This window comes from Zoogloea sp. JDB1 (assembly GCF_056724025.1).
This window is the reverse complement of sequence record NZ_CM161496.1, coordinates 911,094-926,084: the sequence shown is the minus strand read 5'-3', so window position 1 is coordinate 926,084 and position 14,991 is coordinate 911,094. Positions and strand designations below refer to the sequence as shown.

Below are 14,991 nucleotides of genomic sequence, written 5' to 3'. Positions count from 1 at the left end.
GTTACACCGCGGCTGCGCCGCCGACAATTTCCGACAGTTCCTTGGTGATCGCTGCCTGACGGGTCTTGTTGTAGACCAGTTGCAGTTCGCCGATCACGTTCCCTGCGTTGTCGGAGGCTGCCTTCATCGCCACCATCCGGGCACTCTGTTCGGACGCCATGTTCTCGGCGACGGCCTGGTACACCAGCGCTTCGACATAGCGCACCAGGAGTTCGTCGATCACCACCTGCGCATCCGGCTCGTAGAGGTAGTCCCAGGTCCCTTCCGGGGTACCGAGACGCTCACCGGTCAGCGGGAGAAGCTGCTCAAGCTGGGGTTCCTGCTTCATCGTGTTGATGAAGCGGGAGTAAACAATGTGCACTTCATCCAGCTCGCCATTCTGGAAAGCGTCGATCATGACCTTGACCGGTCCGATCAGCTTTTCCAGATGGGGGGTATCCCCGAGCTGGGTGACGTGTGAAACCACCTTGGCACCAAGGCGCTGCATGAAACCCAGCCCCTTGTTGCCGATGGCAGTCACGCGGATGTCGCTGACACCCTTGCTTTCCCAATCCTTGAGCGCATTCAGCCCGACACGCAGAGTGTTGGTGTTGAGGCCGCCGCACAGACCCTTGTCGGTCGTGACGACGATCAGCCCCACACGCTTGGCATTGTCCTTCTTGACGAGGAACGGATGCTTGTAGTCGGTGATGTTGGCTGCAGACAGATTCGCGGCGAGACGGCGGATCTTCTCGGCATAGGGACGGGCTGCACGCATGCGGTCCTGAGCCTTACGCATCTTGGACGCTGCGACCATCTCCATGGCCTTGGTGATCTTTTTAGTGTTCTGGACACTCTTGATCTTGTTACGGATCTCTTTGCCGCTAGCCATTTCGCTCTCCGTATGCCTGCGTTACGCCCAGCTCTTCTTGAACTCTTCGATGACGGCAGCGAGTTGCTTGTTGCCTTCAGCGTCGAGATCCTTGGTCGCTTCGATCTTGGCAACCAGATCGGCAGCCTTGGTCTTCACGAACTGGTGCATTGCCGCTTCGCAGGCCAGGGCACGCTTGACTTCGACATCGTCGAAAGCGCCCTTTTCCACGGCGAACAGGGTGATCGCCATTTCGGAAACCGACAGCGGAGCGTACTGCTGCTGCTTCATCAGTTCCGTAACCAGCCGACCGCGCTCGAGCTGCTTGCGGGTAGCTTCGTCCAGGTCGGAAGCGAACTGCGCGAAGGCAGCCAGTTCACGATACTGGGCAAGGGCCAGACGCACACCGCCGCCGAGCTTCTTGATGATCTTGGTCTGGGCGGCACCACCCACGCGGGACACCGAGATACCCGCGTTGATGGCGGGACGGATACCAGCGTTGAAGAGGTCGGTTTCCAGGAAGATCTGGCCGTCGGTAATCGAGATCACGTTGGTCGGAACGAACGCAGAAACGTCGCCGGCCTGGGTTTCGATCACGGGGAGAGCGGTCAGAGAACCGGTCTTACCCTTGACTTCACCCTTCGTGTATTGCTCGACGTACTCCTCGGACACGCGGGCAGCGCGCTCGAGCAGACGGGAGTGCAGGTAGAACACGTCGCCGGGGTAGGCTTCACGGCCGGGGGGACGACGCAGCAGCAGGGACACCTGACGGTAGGCCCAGGCTTGCTTGGTCAGATCGTCATAAACGATCAGGGCATCTTGACCGCGATCGCGGAAGTATTCGCCCATGGTGCAGCCGGAGTACGGAGCGATGTACTGCATCGCGGCGGACTCGGAAGCGGTAGCAGCAACGACGATGGTGTATTCCATCGCACCGTGCTCTTCGAGCTTGCGAACCACGTTGGCAATGGTCGAGGCCTTCTGACCGATCGCAACGTAGATACAAACCATGTTCTCGCCCTTTTGGTTGATGATCGCATCAACCGCAACGGCAGTCTTACCGGTCTGACGGTCGCCGATGATCAGCTCGCGCTGGCCACGGCCAACAGGAACCATTGCATCAACCGACTTCAGGCCGGTTTGCACCGGCTGGGACACCGACTTACGCCAGATCACGCCCGGAGCAACCTTTTCGATCGGCTCGGACAGCTTGGCGTTGATCGGGCCCTTGCCGTCGATCGGCTGGCCCAGGGAATTCACTACACGACCGATCAGTTCAGGGCCGACCGGGACTTCCAGAATGCGACCGGTGCACTTGACGGTGTCGCCTTCGGAAATGCCTTCGTACTCACCCAGCACCACGGCGCCGACGGAGTCACGCTCGAGGTTCATGGCGAGACCGAAAACGTTGCCGGGGAATTCCAGCATTTCGCCCTGCATGGCATCGGAGAGGCCGTGGATACGGCAGATACCGTCGGTCACTGAAACCACGGTACCCTCGGTGCGGGCATTCGCGGACAGCTGCAGGTTCTGAATCCGACTCTTGATCAGGTCACTGATTTCAGAGGGGTTGAGTTGCATTGCTTATGCTCCTAGTTCTTTAGCGCGGCGGCCATGTTCGCGAGCTTGCCGCGGACCGAGGCGTCGATGACTTCATCCCCAACGGCGATCTTCACCCCACCAATCAATTCGGGGTCGACGCTGACCGTCACATTGAGCTTGGCCTTGAAGCGGGCTTCAAGGTCGGCAACCAGTGCGTTCAGCGTGGCATCGTCCATCGGGAAGGCGGAGGTGATGTTCGCCTCCTTGACACCTTCGTGTTCGTTCTTGAGTTCAACGAACAGGTCACGGATCTCGGGAAGCACTTGCAGACGCTCGTTCTCGACCAGGACGCGGACATAGTTCTGCTGATCGGCAGACAGTCCGGCACCGGCGATATCGAGAAAAAGCCCTGCCAGTTGTTCCGGCAGGAGCTTGGGATCGGCGATGCAATCCCGCATTTGCGTATCGCTGGCTACGGCAGCCAGACGATCAAGTGCTTCCGACCAAGGCCCCAGCGCGTTGCCCGCGGAAGCGAGCTGAAATGCCGCTTCAGCATAGGGGCGTGCGATGGTGACGTTCTCGGCCATGGCTTATTGAAGTTCCTGTTTCAGGTTGGCCAGCAGATCGGCATGGGCCTGAGCGTTGATTTCCTTGCGGAGAATCTTCTCGGCGCCAGCGACGGCGAGTTGGGCGACCTGATCACGCAGGGCTTCCTTGGCGCGTTGAGCGGCGACACCAGCTTCGGCTTCGGCGGCTTCACGGGCCTGGGCAATAATACGGGCGGCTTCGGCGCGAGCTTCATCGAGGAAGGTAGCAGCCTGCTTTTCAGCAGAGGCACGCACGTCCGTGGCGGACTCGCGAGCCTTGCGCAGCTCTTCAACGACTTTCTTCTCGGCATGAGCGAGTTCGCTCTTCGCCTTGTCCGCAGCCGCCAGCCCGTCGGCGATCTTCTTCGCGCGCTCGTCGAGTGCCTTCACAATGGGGGGCCACACGAACTTCATCGTGACCCACGCCAGAATGAAGAACACAACGAGCTGGGCTACCAGGGTTGCGTTCAAATTCACGGTAATCTTCCTTTAGTCAGGTTGAACCGCGAAACTTAGATCTTGAACGGGTTGGCAAACGCAAACATCATGGCGATACCGACGCCGATCAGGAACGCAGCGTCGATCAGACCGGCCAGCAGGAACATCTTGGTCTGCAGGGCGTTCATCAGTTCGGGCTGACGAGCGGATGCTTCGAGGTACTTGCTACCCATGATGCCGATACCGATACAGGCACCGATAGCACCCAGACCAATGATCAGACCAGCGGCAAGAGCAACAAAACCAAGAACGTGTTCCATGACGACTCCTTTAGTTGAGATGATTTAAATTGAAACTAAAACTGCAAACTGAAACTTGAAACCGGGACTGCTTAGTGGCTTTCGTGGGCCTGACCGATATACACCAGGGTCAGCATCATGAAGATGAAAGCCTGCAGCGCGACGATCAGGATATGGAAGACGGCCCAGATGGAGCCGGCAACGATGTGACCGAGGAAACCGAAGACGGTGGCGGTGCCGCCCATCAGCGCGATCAGCATGAACACCAGCTCGCCTGCGTACATGTTGCCGAACAGTCGCATGCCGTGGGAAACGGTCTTGGCCAGGAATTCGATCATCTGCATCAGGAAATTGACCGGATACAGCAGGGGATGGGAGCCGAAGGGGGCAGTGAAGAGTTCATGCACCCAGCCGCCGAAACCCTTGATCTTGATGTTGTAGTACAGGCAGATCAGCAGCACGCCAACGGACATGCCGAGGGTGCCGTTCAGGTCGGCGGTCGGCACCACGCGCAGGAAGGCGTGCTCGTCACCGGAAATCAGCGCCCAGATCTTGGGCAGCAGATCGACCGGCAGGAAGTCCATGGAGTTCATCAGGAAGATCCAGAAGAACACGGTCAGGGCGACAGGAGCAACGAACTTACGGGATTCGGCGCTATGCACGATGCCCTTGGCCTGATCCGCAACCATTTCGACGAGGATTTCGATGGCAGCCTGGAAGCGGCCTGGCACGCCGGAAGTGGCGGCACCGGCGGCCTTGATCAGGATCAGCAGCGTGACGATGCCGAGACCGATGGAGAAAAACAGCGTATCGACGTTCCACACGCTCCAGTCGATGATCGCGCTCTGGGCGTGACCAGTCGAATTGAAGTGGGTCAAGTGGTGGACAATGTATTCACCCGCGGTAGGGGCGTGTGCTTCGTGGCCAGTGCTCATGGTCAGGTCTTCACCAAAAATGCAAATAAATTCGCCTTCAGCGCCACGACCAACCCGAGAAACAACGCCAACCAATGGACGTCTGGATACACGAGTCGAACGGTCGCCAACAATCCTACGGTTGACGCGATCTTAAAGAACTCGCCAACAAAAAACGCAAGCGGGTACGACGCTGCCTGACGCTTGGAAACAGCGTGCAGACGCAGGGCGAAAAACAGATTGGGAAGAACACAGGCTGCGCCTCCCAACGCCGCCGACAACGCACCGCGCACCCCTAAAAATGCTCCGGCGATCAATGCCGCCAGAATCGTCGCGCCTATCTGCAGGAATACCGCTTTTAACATGGTTCTCTGCGTGGCACGTCGGGTGTTGCGCCGTCCGCCGTACGAAAAACATGTAAATGATAGGGGTTAACCACAGCCAAGTCAATCGCTGCGCCGCCGCCGCATGCACTCGGAGTGATCGGAGAATATGTTTTTTCATGAATTCGTCCATTGACAAATTCCAAAAACATATCGATTATTGTCGACATGAAAAATAATTACTCCCTCGCCATTCCCGAGGAATGGCATGAGATATCCGCCGTATTCACCGCACTTGGCGACGAACACCGTCAACGCATCTTGCTGACCTTCGAGCCCGGCGAGCGCCTCAATGTCGGCCAGATTGCCGAGGTGTCCACACTGGCGCGCTCGACGGTGTCCCACCACCTGAAGGTCTTGCGGGAATCCCGGGTACTTATCGCCGAGCGGGAAGGCAAGGAAATCTACTTCCATGTGAACAAGGCCTATCTGCAGGACACCCTCGGCACCGTGCTGGACTACCTCTCCACCAACCTCTGAGCCATTCCCACCACCATGCGATCGTTCATCAAGGCCATCCTTCGCAGTCTTGCCGCATTGCTGTTCCGCATCCGTCTCATCGGCACTCCGGCAGAGCGACATGAACGTCTGCTGATCATCGCCAACCATGAGTCCTTCCTCGACGGCCTGCTGTTGGGCCTGTTCCTGCCCTTCGATCCGGTCTTCGTGGTCCATACCGGCATTGCGCAGAATCCGTTCTTCCGTATTGCGCTGTCACTGGTGGACTACCTCGCGGTCGATCCAACCAGCCCGATGGCGATGAAGAAGGTCATCCGGCTCATCGAGAGCGGGCGAACGGTGGTGATCTTCCCGGAAGGGCGCATCACGACGACCGGCAGCCTGATGAAGACCTACGATGGTCCGGCCTTCGTGGCGGCCAAGACCGGCGCGACGATCCTGCCGGTCCGTATCGACGGCGCCTCCCGCACCTACTTCTCGCGCCTCGCATCCCATGTGCCGCGGCGGCTGTTTCCGCGGATCATGCTGAGCATCCAGCCGACGACCCGCTTGCCGATGCCCGACGGCGCCACCGCCCGCGTGCGCCGGCGCAAGGCTGGCGAAGCCATGCGTCAGCTGATGCAGGAACTGATCTTCGCAACCCGCCCCGACCAGACCCTTTTCGAGACGCTCCTCGATGCGGCCGACATCCAGGGACGCAAGCACCGTCTGCTCGAAGACCTGAAGCAGATCGAATACAGCTACGGCGACCTGATCAAGATGGCCCTCGCCCTCGGCCGCCTGGTGGCACGGGAAAGCCGGCAGAGTGAAGCAGTCGGCCTGCTGCTGCCCAATCTCACCGCCACCCTCGGACTGATATTCGGCCTGACCGCCCACCGCCGTGTCGCTGCGATGCTCAACTATACGGCCGGCACAGAGGGCATGCAGACTGCCTGCACGGCGGCGCAGATTCGTACCATCGTGACCTCCCGTGCCTTCATCGAGCAGGCCAAGCTGGGCGACAAGCTGGCTGCACTGCGCGACGTAAGGGTGATCTACCTCGAAGACCTGCGCGAGAAGATCGGCCTTGGCGACAAGCTCTGGCTGGTGCTGTGGGCGCTGCACTTCCCGCGCGCGGCCTTGCCGGCAGGATCACCGGAAGATCCCGCGGTGGTGCTGTTCACGTCCGGTTCGGAGGGCAAGCCGAAGGGCGTCGTGCTGTCCCACCGGGCCCTGCTGGCCAATGTCGCGCAGATCCGCGCAGTCGTCGATCTGTCGATCGACGACAAGATTCTCAATGCGCTGCCGCTGTTCCATTCCTTTGGCCTTACCGCTGGCGCCCTTCTGCCGGTGTTGAGCGGCGCCAAGGTCTTCCTCTATCCGTCGCCGCTGCACTACCGGGTGATTCCGGAACTGGCCTACGACCGCAACTGCACCGTGCTCCTCGGCACCAGCACCTTCCTCGGCAACTACGCCAAGTTCGCCCACCCCTACGATTTCTATCGCCTGCGCTACGTCATCGCCGGCGCTGAAAAGCTGGCAACTCCGGTCCGCGACCTGTGGTTCGAGAAATTTGGCATTCGCATCTTCGAAGGCTACGGCGCCACCGAGACGGCCCCGGTGCTGGCGGTCAATACGCCGATGGCCTTCCGCAGCGGCACCGTCGGCCAATTTCTGCCCGGCGTTCAGCACAAGCTGGTGGCGGTTCCCGGCATTCCGGGCGGCGGCATGTTGCACGTGAAATGCCCGAACCTGATGTCCGGCTATCTGCGTGTCGAAGCGCCCGGCGTACTGCAGGCACCGGCGTCGGCAGCCGGTGACGGCTGGTACGAGACGGGTGACGTGGTGGATATCGACACCGACGGCTTCGTGAAGATCGTCGGGCGCATCAAGCGTTTTGCCAAGGTTGCCGGTGAAATGGTGTCCCTGGAAGTCGTCGAGAAACTGGCCAATAGCAGCTCCCCCACGGCCCAGCATGCTGCCTCGACCCGGCCTGACGCAGCTCGCGGCGAGACCATCCTGCTGTACACAACGGACAGGAACCTGTCCCGCGAACACCTACAGACCGCAGCGCGGGATGGAGGCTGGCCGGAGATCGCCGTGCCACGCCAGATCCTTGCCGTAGAAGCACTGCCGCTGCTGGGTACCGGAAAGATCGATTACGTCACCCTGAAACAATGGGCCGAACAGGCCTGATCGAAACACCTGAAGGAGTCCGCCGATGAAACCCGTCCGATGGATTGTGATCATGCTTTCGGCCACCGCACTTGCCGGCTGTGCATCCTGGTTCAACAACCAGCACCGTTCAACGGAACGCGGATCGATCGTCGAGTACCTGTATCCCCAGGGCGACAAGCCGACCCTCAAACCCAGCCTGCCCGAACTGCATCTCCCGCTGCGGGTCGGCATCGCCTTTGTACCGGGCGACAATTACTCCAACCTAGGCGAAAGCGACCGCAACCAACTCATCGACCGGGTCAAGGCAGCCTTCGCCAACCGCCCCTACATCGCCAAGATCGAGACCATTCCATCCAACTACCTGCGCTCCCGCGGCGGCTTCGGCAATCTGGAACAAGCCGCCCGGATGTTCAACGTGGATGTGGTCGCCCTGCTGTCCTATGACCAGATCCAATTCACCGACACCAACCGTCTCTCGCTGCTGTACTGGACCATCGTCGGCTCCTACCTGATCAACGGCAACCAGTACGACGTCAATACGCTGGTGGATGCCTCGGTTATCGATGTCTCCAGCCGCAGCCTGCTGTTCCGGGCCCCCGGTACCAGCCAGGTCAAGGGCACGGCACCGCAGGCCATCCTGTCCGAAAATGCACGACAGGCCCGGGCGGAGGGCTTCCGGCTGGCCGTAGACGATCTACTGCCCCGCCTCGATGCCCAGCTCGAGAACTTCCGCACCCGCATCCGGATGGAAAAAGCAGCACGAATCATTGTCGGCGCGGGCTCAACGGAAGCGGCCGAAACATCCAGGCCATGACCCGCCAATAGTCTCCATCATTACCCACCAGTACCCGCCATCGCGGGGCCGGATGCGTCGAAATCCCTCCATTCCCCGATCGGACCCAAGCATGAGCTCACAGCCGGATCGTCCTTCGTCCCAAAGCACCAGCCAGCCGCACTCCCAGTTCGGCCTGCTGAAGGAAAAGCGCTTTCTGCCTTTCTTCCTGACCCAGTTCCTCGGCGCCTTCAACGACAACCTGTTCAAGAATGCCCTCGTCGTGCTGCTGACTTTCCAGGCCGCCAACTGGACAAGCATCGCGCCGGCGCTGCTGGCCAACCTGGCCGCTGGCATCTTCATCCTGCCGTTCTTCCTGTTCTCGGCCAGCGCTGGCCAACTGGCCGACAAGTACGACAAGGGCTACCTGACCCGGCTGGTCAAGGTGCTGGAAATCGCGATCATGCTGGTCGCACTGACGGGTTTCCTGCTGCACAGCCTGCCGGTGCTGTTCGGCGCGCTGTTCCTGCTCGGCTGCCACTCGACGCTGTTCGGGCCGGTCAAGTACGCGCTGTTGCCCCAGCACCTGCACGAGGATGAACTGGTCGGCGGCAATGCGCTGGTCGAAGCCGGAACCTTCGTGGCGATCCTGGTCGGCACCCTGGTCGGCGGCCTGCTGGCCTCCGCCGAGCACGGCGAATTGTGGATCGCTGGTGGTGGACTGGTGGTTGCCATCGCCGGCTACCTGACCAGTCGCGGCGTTCCTCCCGCGCCAGCCCCCGATCCGGAGCTGCACGTCAATCCCAACCCACTTACCGAAACCTGGCGCAACATCGGCTTCGCGCGGCAGAACCGCACGGTTTTCCTGGCAATCATGGGGATCTCCTGGTTCTGGCTTTACGGCGCGCTGTTTCTCGCCCAGTTCCCTACCTATGCTAAATCGATTCTCGGCGGTGGCGAGGGCACCGTCACGCTGCTGCTCGCCACCTTCACGGTAGGAATCGGCCTGGGCTCCCTGCTGTGCGAGAAGCTCTCCGGCGGCCACGTGGAAATCGGCCTCGTGCCTTTCGGCTCCATCGGCCTGACGCTCTTCGGCCTCGACCTGGCCCTGGCCTCTCCCTCTGTGCTGCCCACCGGTGCGCCGCTGCCAGTCAGCGCGGTTCTGAGCCAAGCAGGAACCGTCCACGTGCTGCTGGCCCTGATGATGCTCGGAGTTTTCGGCGGCTTCTTCATCGTGCCCCTCTACGCGATGATGCAGACCCGCTCCGCCCCCACTCAGCGGGCGCGGGTGATCGCCGCCAACAACATCGTCAATGCCCTGTTCATGGTGGCTGGAGCGCTGGGCGCCGGCAGCATGCTCAGCGCGGGCCTGTCCATCCCGACCCTGTTCGGTGTGGCCGCGCTGATGAATGCTGCGGTGGCAATCTACATCTACAAGCTGGTGCCGGAATTCCTGCTGCGCTTCATCGTCTGGCTGCTGGTACACACCGTTTATCGCCTGCGCACCGACGGCATCGAGCGGATCCCCGAAGAAGGTCCAGCGTTGATCGTCTGCAATCACGTCAGCTACGTGGACGCATTGATCATCGCCGCCGCCTGCCGCCGCCCGATCCGTTTCGTGATGGATCACCGCATCTTCCGCTGGCCGCTGCTGTCCTTCGTGTTCCGCCACGGTCGCGCCATTCCCATCGCCCCGGCGAAGGAAGACCCGGCCATGCTCGACACCGCCTACTTGGAAGTCTCACGGGCGCTGGACGCCGGTGAGCTGGTATGTCTGTTCCCTGAGGGAAGGATCACTGCCGACGGCGAACTGTCCCCCTTCCGCCCGGGCATCACCCGTATCCTTGAGGCCAATCCCGTACCGGTGGTCCCGCTGGCGCTGCGCGGTCTGTGGGGTAGCATGTTCTCCCGCAAGGACGGAACAGCGCTGCCGCGCCCGCTGCGGCGGGGCCTGTTCAGCCGCATCGAACTGATTGCCGGGGCGCCTCTCGCGGCCGCGGCAATAAGCACCACTAGTCTGCAGGCCGCCGTGGCGGAGCTCCGCGGCGACGGGAGATGAAAGGATGAATGCCCAGTGAAGATCGTCATCGCGCTGATCAAGATCGCCGTCCTGATCGTCCTGCTGCTGGCCGTCTTCGCCGGCGGCGTTTGTGTCGTCCTCGGCACCAACGAACCGGTAATGGCCGGCATCGGGCTGGTTTCGATCCTCCTTTTCAGCTGGCCGGCCTGGCTTGTCTGGAAATCCCTCCTCAATCGGAACGACACTGAGGACGAGGACGGACCCCCCCACCAGCCGATCGCGCCTCGTGATCACCGACCCGGCGACCGCACATGCCGTCCATGCGGTCTTCGAGGCCCTGGGCCTGGCCGCCGGAAGCCAGTTGTTCTTCCGCTCCCGGCGGCAACGGACCACCGACAGCGCCCTGCGCGGCCCCCGCTTTCTGGTCTTGTGCGCCTGCCTGCTCGGCGCTGCGATCGGCAACAAGCTGGTTTTCTGGGCCGAAATGCCCCATCTGCTCCATGAAACCAACGGCTGGCGCCTGCTGCTGGCCGGGCAATCGATGGTCGGCGGGCTGCTCGGTGGCCTGATCAGCACCGAAATCGCCAAGAAATGGGCTGGAATCCGGACCTCCACCGGCGACGCCTATGTGATGCCAATCCTCCTCGGACTGGCGATCGGCCGGATCGGCTGCTTCCTCGCCGGCCTCAATGACGGCACCTATGGCGTGCCGACCTCCCTGCCGTGGGCGATCGACTTCGGCGACGACATTCCACGCCATCCTACCCAGCTCTACGAAATCGCCTTTGCCGGCGTGCTCGCGCTGCTTCTGCACCAGGCCACTCCGTCTTTGGCGGCCTCCAGCGGATTGCGCTTCAAGCTGATGCTGTCCGCCTATCTGGCGTGGCGGCTGGGAATCGATGCACTCAAGCCCATCCCCTTCCCGTGGCCGGGCGGACTATCCGGCATCCAGTGGATCTGTGCGGTAGCGCTCATCGTCTATCTTCCCCTCACTCTCCGCCAGTGGCGTCGCCTCCATGTCGCGCAAGAACCGTCCCTACCTGTTCCATGACACCACCGCGTCGGTGTGTTCCCAGTGCCTGCGTCGCGTCGAAGCCAAGATTCTGATCAAGGAGGAGCAGGTATTCCTGGAGAAATGGTGCCCAGCCCACGGTACCGAACGCGTACTGATCGCCGACGATGCCGACTATTACAGACTTGGTCGCGAGATTTACGTGAAGGCACCGGAAATGCCCGAGAATTTCTCGACACGCATGGAGTTCGGCTGCCCCTACGACTGTGGCCTGTGCCCCGACCACATGCAGCACTCCTGCCTGACGGTGCTGGAAGTGACCGATCACTGCAACCTGCGCTGCCCAGTGTGTTACGCCGGCTCCGGCCCCGAGCGCCTGAGCCACCGCCCGCTGGCCGTCATCGAAGCCATGCTGGACGCCGTGGTCCGCAACGAGGGCGAACCGGACGTCGTGCAGCTTTCCGGCGGCGAACCGACACTCCATCCGGATTTCTTCGCCATCCTCGACGCCGCCAAAGCCCGGCCGATCCGCCACCTGATGGTGAACACCAACGGCATCCGTCTGGCTCAGGAGCCGGAATTTGCCGCCCGGCTGGCCGAATACAAACCGGGGACCGAGATCTACCTGCAGTTCGACTCGCTGCGTGCCAACGCACTGCAGGACTTGCGCGGTGCCGACCTGCGGCGCATCCGCGAGCAAGCTCTGGACGCCCTCGATCACAACAACGTGTCCACAACCCTGGTGATGACGCTGAAAAAGGGCGTCAACGACGACGAGATCGGCGACATCATCCGCTACGCATTGACCCGACGCTGCGTACGCGGCGTCACGCTACAGCCGATCCAGAATGCCGGCCGCAACGACGGCTTCAGTGCCGGCGCGCACCGCCTGACCCTCAGCGAGATCCGCCGCCGCATCGCTGAACAATCCGGGCTATTCAGCCTGGACGACATCGTGCCGGTTCCCTGCAACCCGGACACCCTGGCCATGGGCTACGCCCTCAAGCGGGGTAGCGAAATCCATCCGCTAACCCGCTTCCTCGGTCCGGAAGCGCTGCTGGCGGGCCCCGCCAACACCATCGTTTTCGAGCGCGATCCGGCCATCAAGGCGCAGCTGTTCCGGCTCTTTTCCACCAATCACTCGCCGGAATCAGGCGCCCGCTGCCTGTCCGATCTGCTGTGCTGCCTGCCAAAGATCGATGCGCCCCAGCTGGGCTACGAAAACGTCTTCCGCGTGCTGATCGTGCAGTTCATGGATGCCGCCAACCTGGACCTGCGGGCACTGAAGAAATCCTGCGTACACATGGTGCAGCCGGATGGACGCATGATTCCCTTCGAAGCCTACAACCTGTTCTATCGGGGTGATCGGGCCCAGCATCTGGCACAGATCCGTACTGAAATTGCTGCTGATACACAACAGCGGCGTCAGCACGCCGAACCAGACACAACACCCGACTGAACCACGGTGGCAAAACCCCTGTTACAGCGTCCAAAGCACCGCAACAGGGCGTTTTCCAAAGCAATCAGCCTAGGTTCTTGAGCGCGAATTCCCAGTTGATCAGCTTGTCGAGCACCGCGCTCACGTAGTCGGCACGGCGATTCTGGTAATCCAGGTAGTACGCGTGCTCCCACACATCGAGGGTCAGCAGCGGCTTCAACCCGGCGGTCAGCGGCACATCGGCGTTGCTGGTTTTGACCACCTTCAGTTTGTCGCCGTCGGCCACCAGCCAGGCCCAGCCGCTGCCGAACTGACCGGTAGCCGCCGTGGCGAGCTCCTTCTTCAGCCCATCCACGCTGCCGAACGACGCTTCGATCCGCTGCTTCAGCACTGCGGGCGGTTCACCACCGCCGTTCGGACGCAGGCTGTGCCAGTAGAAGGTGTGGTTCCAGGTTTGCGCGGCATTGTTGAAGATCGCCGTCTTGTCAGCCTTGCCAACCACTGCAGCGATGATCTTCTCGAGGGGCAGATCGGCCAGATCGGAACCGGCGATCAGCTTGTTGAGGTTATCCACATAGGCCTTGTGGTGCTTGCCGTAGTGGAAGCCGATGGTATTGACGCTGATGACCGGATTGAGGGCATTTTCCGCGTAGGGCAGCGCAGGCAGGACGATGGGGCTGGCGGCCTGAGCTGGGCGGGTCAGACTGCCCAAGGAAGCCGCAGCCAGCAAACCAAGGGAAGTACCCAGGAACTGGCGGCGACTGGTGGCCTGCTCGGACGGGAAAAGCAGTGGGGAATGCATGCGGACTCTCCTGTCGGGATTTATCTGTCCGACCCCCGAGGCTGAAGGCCGGTGTGCGCATTATTCGCATTCCGGCACGCTTTTGTCATCCTCGTTGCAATACCCGGGGGCCTATCCCGCTGGGTAAATACAGCGCGGGTTGAACGTCAAAGTGGTCTCTCCGACCGAGAACCACAGCTGCCCGTCCTGGATCGTGCAACTCAATTCCATGCTTCGCGCTGCCAGTGCGGCAAGCGCCTTCGATTCCTCCTGAGCCAGCGCCAGCACCTTCAGATTCGCCAGTTTGGACAGCGTTGCCGCGTCCTTCTGCCACCAGATATCCACCGTACGGCCACCATAGGCGAGCACCGTGACCTGATCGGCCCGGCCGGCCGCGCGACGCAACAGGCGTTCGTCCGGCAGACCAACTTCGATCCAGTCCAGGACGCGCCCCGTATCGTCCTTGCGCCACAGGGCCGGCTCGTCGTCGGAGGAAATCCCCCGTCCGAATTCAAGCCGCTCGTCCGCATTCAGCGCAAAAGCCAGCACGCGCACCATCATCCTCTCATCGGTTTCGGATGGATGACGAGCAAGGGTCAGTACATGCTCGCCAAAATGGCCCCGATCCAGGTCGGAAACATTCAATGTGGCACGAAAAATGGTGGATTTGAGGGCCATGGAGCTTGTTCGGAAAAAAACGAAAGGCCACCTGACGGTGGCCTTTTGCCGGACCGGGCCAGCCGCGACTTACTTGACGCGGTTGCGGTATTCGTCGGTACGGGTGTCGATTTCGATCTTGTCGCCGATTTCCACGAAAGCGGGCACGGACAGTTCGAAACCGCTCGGAGCGATACGGGCAGGCTTCAGGACCTTGCCGGAGGTGTCGCCCTTGACGGCGGGCTCGGTGTATTCCACTTCACGCACGACGCTGGTCGGCAGTTCCACGGAGATGGCCTTGCCGTTGAAGAACACCACTTCACAGGGCATGCCGTCGATCAGGTACTTCAGCGCGTCGGTCATGTTTTCGGCTTCAACTTCGTACTGTTCGTACTCGGCGTCCATGAAAACGTACATCGGATCGGCGAAGTAGGAGTAGGTGACTTCCTTGCGATCGAGAACGACGACTTCGAACTTGTCATCAGCCTTGTAAACCGACTCGGACGGCGCACCGGTGAGCAGGTTCTTGAGCTTCATCTTGACGACAGCGGCGTTACGGCCGGACTTGTTGTACTCGGCCTTTTGCACCACGAGGGCGTCGCTGCCCACCATGATCACGTTGCCGGAGCGGAGTTCCATTGCGGTTTTCATGCTATTTCCTGCTTGCAAATTGCGCGGCACG

Annotated in this window: 16 protein-coding genes; 6 read left to right on the top strand and 10 right to left on the bottom strand. The window is 61.2% G+C overall.

From position 1 onward, the window contains the following. Position 1: 1 nt before the first annotated feature. The 7 genes from atpG to AC1PPK_RS04035 form a co-directional block, all read right to left on the bottom strand. On the bottom strand, positions 2–871 hold the full coding sequence (atpG, locus tag AC1PPK_RS04065; RefSeq protein ID WP_481116573.1) for a F0F1 ATP synthase subunit gamma: 870 nt from the start codon (positions 869–871) through the stop codon (positions 2–4). A gap of 21 nt (positions 872–892) precedes the next feature. Next, positions 893–2,431, bottom strand: coding sequence for a F0F1 ATP synthase subunit alpha (gene atpA / locus AC1PPK_RS04060; RefSeq protein ID WP_481116572.1), 1,539 nt, complete (start codon positions 2,429–2,431; stop codon positions 893–895). An 11-nt stretch (positions 2,432–2,442) separates the two neighbouring features. Continuing rightward, the gene (locus AC1PPK_RS04055) at positions 2,443–2,979 is read right to left on the bottom strand and encodes a F0F1 ATP synthase subunit delta (RefSeq protein WP_481116571.1); all 537 of its coding nucleotides are present in this window, start codon (positions 2,977–2,979) and stop codon (positions 2,443–2,445) included. A gap of 3 nt (positions 2,980–2,982) precedes the next feature. Then, the gene (locus tag AC1PPK_RS04050) at positions 2,983–3,456 is read right to left on the bottom strand and encodes a F0F1 ATP synthase subunit B (RefSeq protein ID WP_481116570.1); all 474 of its coding nucleotides are present in this window, start codon (positions 3,454–3,456) and stop codon (positions 2,983–2,985) included. A gap of 35 nt (positions 3,457–3,491) precedes the next feature. Next, entirely contained in the window at positions 3,492–3,737 is a 246-nt protein-coding gene (atpE, locus tag AC1PPK_RS04045; protein WP_079434620.1) for a F0F1 ATP synthase subunit C, read from the bottom strand. 71 nt (positions 3,738–3,808) lie between these two features. Next, the gene (gene atpB / locus AC1PPK_RS04040) at positions 3,809–4,651 is read right to left on the bottom strand and encodes a F0F1 ATP synthase subunit A (protein WP_481116569.1); all 843 of its coding nucleotides are present in this window, start codon (positions 4,649–4,651) and stop codon (positions 3,809–3,811) included. 2 nt (positions 4,652–4,653) lie between these two features. Beyond that, a complete protein-coding gene (locus tag AC1PPK_RS04035) occupies positions 4,654–4,995 on the bottom strand; it encodes an ATP synthase subunit I (RefSeq protein ID WP_481116568.1) in 342 nt (113 codons plus the stop codon). Between the two features lie 186 nt (positions 4,996–5,181). Between AC1PPK_RS04035 and AC1PPK_RS04030 the strand changes: the two genes are divergently transcribed. The 6 genes from AC1PPK_RS04030 (at position 5,182) to AC1PPK_RS04005 (ending at position 12,892) form a co-directional block, all read left to right on the top strand. After that, a complete protein-coding gene (locus AC1PPK_RS04030; protein ID WP_481116567.1) occupies positions 5,182–5,493 on the top strand; it encodes an ArsR/SmtB family transcription factor in 312 nt (103 codons plus the stop codon). Positions 5,494–5,508: 15 nt separating this feature from the next. After that, the gene (gene aas, locus AC1PPK_RS04025; protein ID WP_481116566.1) at positions 5,509–7,647 is read left to right on the top strand and encodes a bifunctional acyl-ACP--phospholipid O-acyltransferase/long-chain-fatty-acid--ACP ligase; all 2,139 of its coding nucleotides are present in this window, start codon (positions 5,509–5,511) and stop codon (positions 7,645–7,647) included. Between the two features lie 25 nt (positions 7,648–7,672). Continuing rightward, a complete protein-coding gene (rhlP, locus tag AC1PPK_RS04020) occupies positions 7,673–8,443 on the top strand; it encodes a rhombotarget lipoprotein (RefSeq protein WP_481116565.1) in 771 nt (256 codons plus the stop codon). Between the two features lie 91 nt (positions 8,444–8,534). Beyond that, positions 8,535–10,460, top strand: coding sequence for an MFS transporter (locus AC1PPK_RS04015; RefSeq protein ID WP_481116564.1), 1,926 nt, complete (start codon positions 8,535–8,537; stop codon positions 10,458–10,460). A gap of 247 nt (positions 10,461–10,707) precedes the next feature. After that, a complete protein-coding gene (locus tag AC1PPK_RS04010; RefSeq protein ID WP_481116563.1) occupies positions 10,708–11,472 on the top strand; it encodes a prolipoprotein diacylglyceryl transferase in 765 nt (254 codons plus the stop codon). After that, positions 11,438–12,892: a radical SAM protein gene (locus tag AC1PPK_RS04005; protein ID WP_481116562.1), complete on the top strand. Its 1,455-nt coding sequence runs from the start codon at positions 11,438–11,440 to the stop codon at positions 12,890–12,892. Before AC1PPK_RS04010 ends, AC1PPK_RS04005 begins: the two co-directional genes overlap by 35 nt. 64 nt (positions 12,893–12,956) lie before the next feature. On the opposite strand, the gene AC1PPK_RS04000 is transcribed toward AC1PPK_RS04005, so the two are convergent. From AC1PPK_RS04000 to efp, 3 genes are all read right to left on the bottom strand, one after another. Continuing rightward, positions 12,957–13,673: a superoxide dismutase gene (locus AC1PPK_RS04000; protein ID WP_481116561.1), complete on the bottom strand. Its 717-nt coding sequence runs from the start codon at positions 13,671–13,673 to the stop codon at positions 12,957–12,959. Between the two features lie 111 nt (positions 13,674–13,784). Further along, complete coding sequence (locus tag AC1PPK_RS03995) at positions 13,785–14,330, bottom strand: YaeQ family protein (protein ID WP_481116560.1); 546 nt, start codon at positions 14,328–14,330, stop codon at positions 13,785–13,787. A gap of 69 nt (positions 14,331–14,399) precedes the next feature. Continuing rightward, positions 14,400–14,960: an elongation factor P gene (gene efp / locus AC1PPK_RS03990; protein WP_374480639.1), complete on the bottom strand. Its 561-nt coding sequence runs from the start codon at positions 14,958–14,960 to the stop codon at positions 14,400–14,402. Positions 14,961–14,991 lie beyond the last annotated feature (31 nt).

Bases quoted from the DNA above. Each gene is read 5' to 3' on its own strand.
- AC1PPK_RS04015 (WP_481116564.1), top strand. From the start codon at position 8,535: ATGAGCTCACAGCCGGATCGTCCTTCGTCCCAAAGCACCAGCCAGCCG.
- AC1PPK_RS04005 (WP_481116562.1), top strand. From the start codon at position 11,438: ATGTCGCGCAAGAACCGTCCCTACCTGTTCCATGACACCACCGCGTCG.
- efp (WP_374480639.1), bottom strand. From the start codon at position 14,960: ATGAAAACCGCAATGGAACTCCGCTCCGGCAACGTGATCATGGTGGGC.
- rhlP (WP_481116565.1), top strand. From the start codon at position 7,673: ATGAAACCCGTCCGATGGATTGTGATCATGCTTTCGGCCACCGCACTT.
- AC1PPK_RS04030 (WP_481116567.1), top strand. From the start codon at position 5,182: ATGAAAAATAATTACTCCCTCGCCATTCCCGAGGAATGGCATGAGATA.
- AC1PPK_RS04055 (WP_481116571.1), bottom strand. From the start codon at position 2,979: ATGGCCGAGAACGTCACCATCGCACGCCCCTATGCTGAAGCGGCATTT.
- atpA (WP_481116572.1), bottom strand. From the start codon at position 2,431: ATGCAACTCAACCCCTCTGAAATCAGTGACCTGATCAAGAGTCGGATT.
- AC1PPK_RS03995 (WP_481116560.1), bottom strand. From the start codon at position 14,330: ATGGCCCTCAAATCCACCATTTTTCGTGCCACATTGAATGTTTCCGAC.
- AC1PPK_RS04035 (WP_481116568.1), bottom strand. From the start codon at position 4,995: ATGTTAAAAGCGGTATTCCTGCAGATAGGCGCGACGATTCTGGCGGCA.
- atpE (WP_079434620.1), bottom strand. From the start codon at position 3,737: ATGGAACACGTTCTTGGTTTTGTTGCTCTTGCCGCTGGTCTGATCATT.
- atpB (WP_481116569.1), bottom strand. From the start codon at position 4,651: ATGAGCACTGGCCACGAAGCACACGCCCCTACCGCGGGTGAATACATT.
- AC1PPK_RS04000 (WP_481116561.1), bottom strand. From the start codon at position 13,673: ATGCATTCCCCACTGCTTTTCCCGTCCGAGCAGGCCACCAGTCGCCGC.
- aas (WP_481116566.1), top strand. From the start codon at position 5,509: ATGCGATCGTTCATCAAGGCCATCCTTCGCAGTCTTGCCGCATTGCTG.
- atpG (WP_481116573.1), bottom strand. From the start codon at position 871: ATGGCTAGCGGCAAAGAGATCCGTAACAAGATCAAGAGTGTCCAGAAC.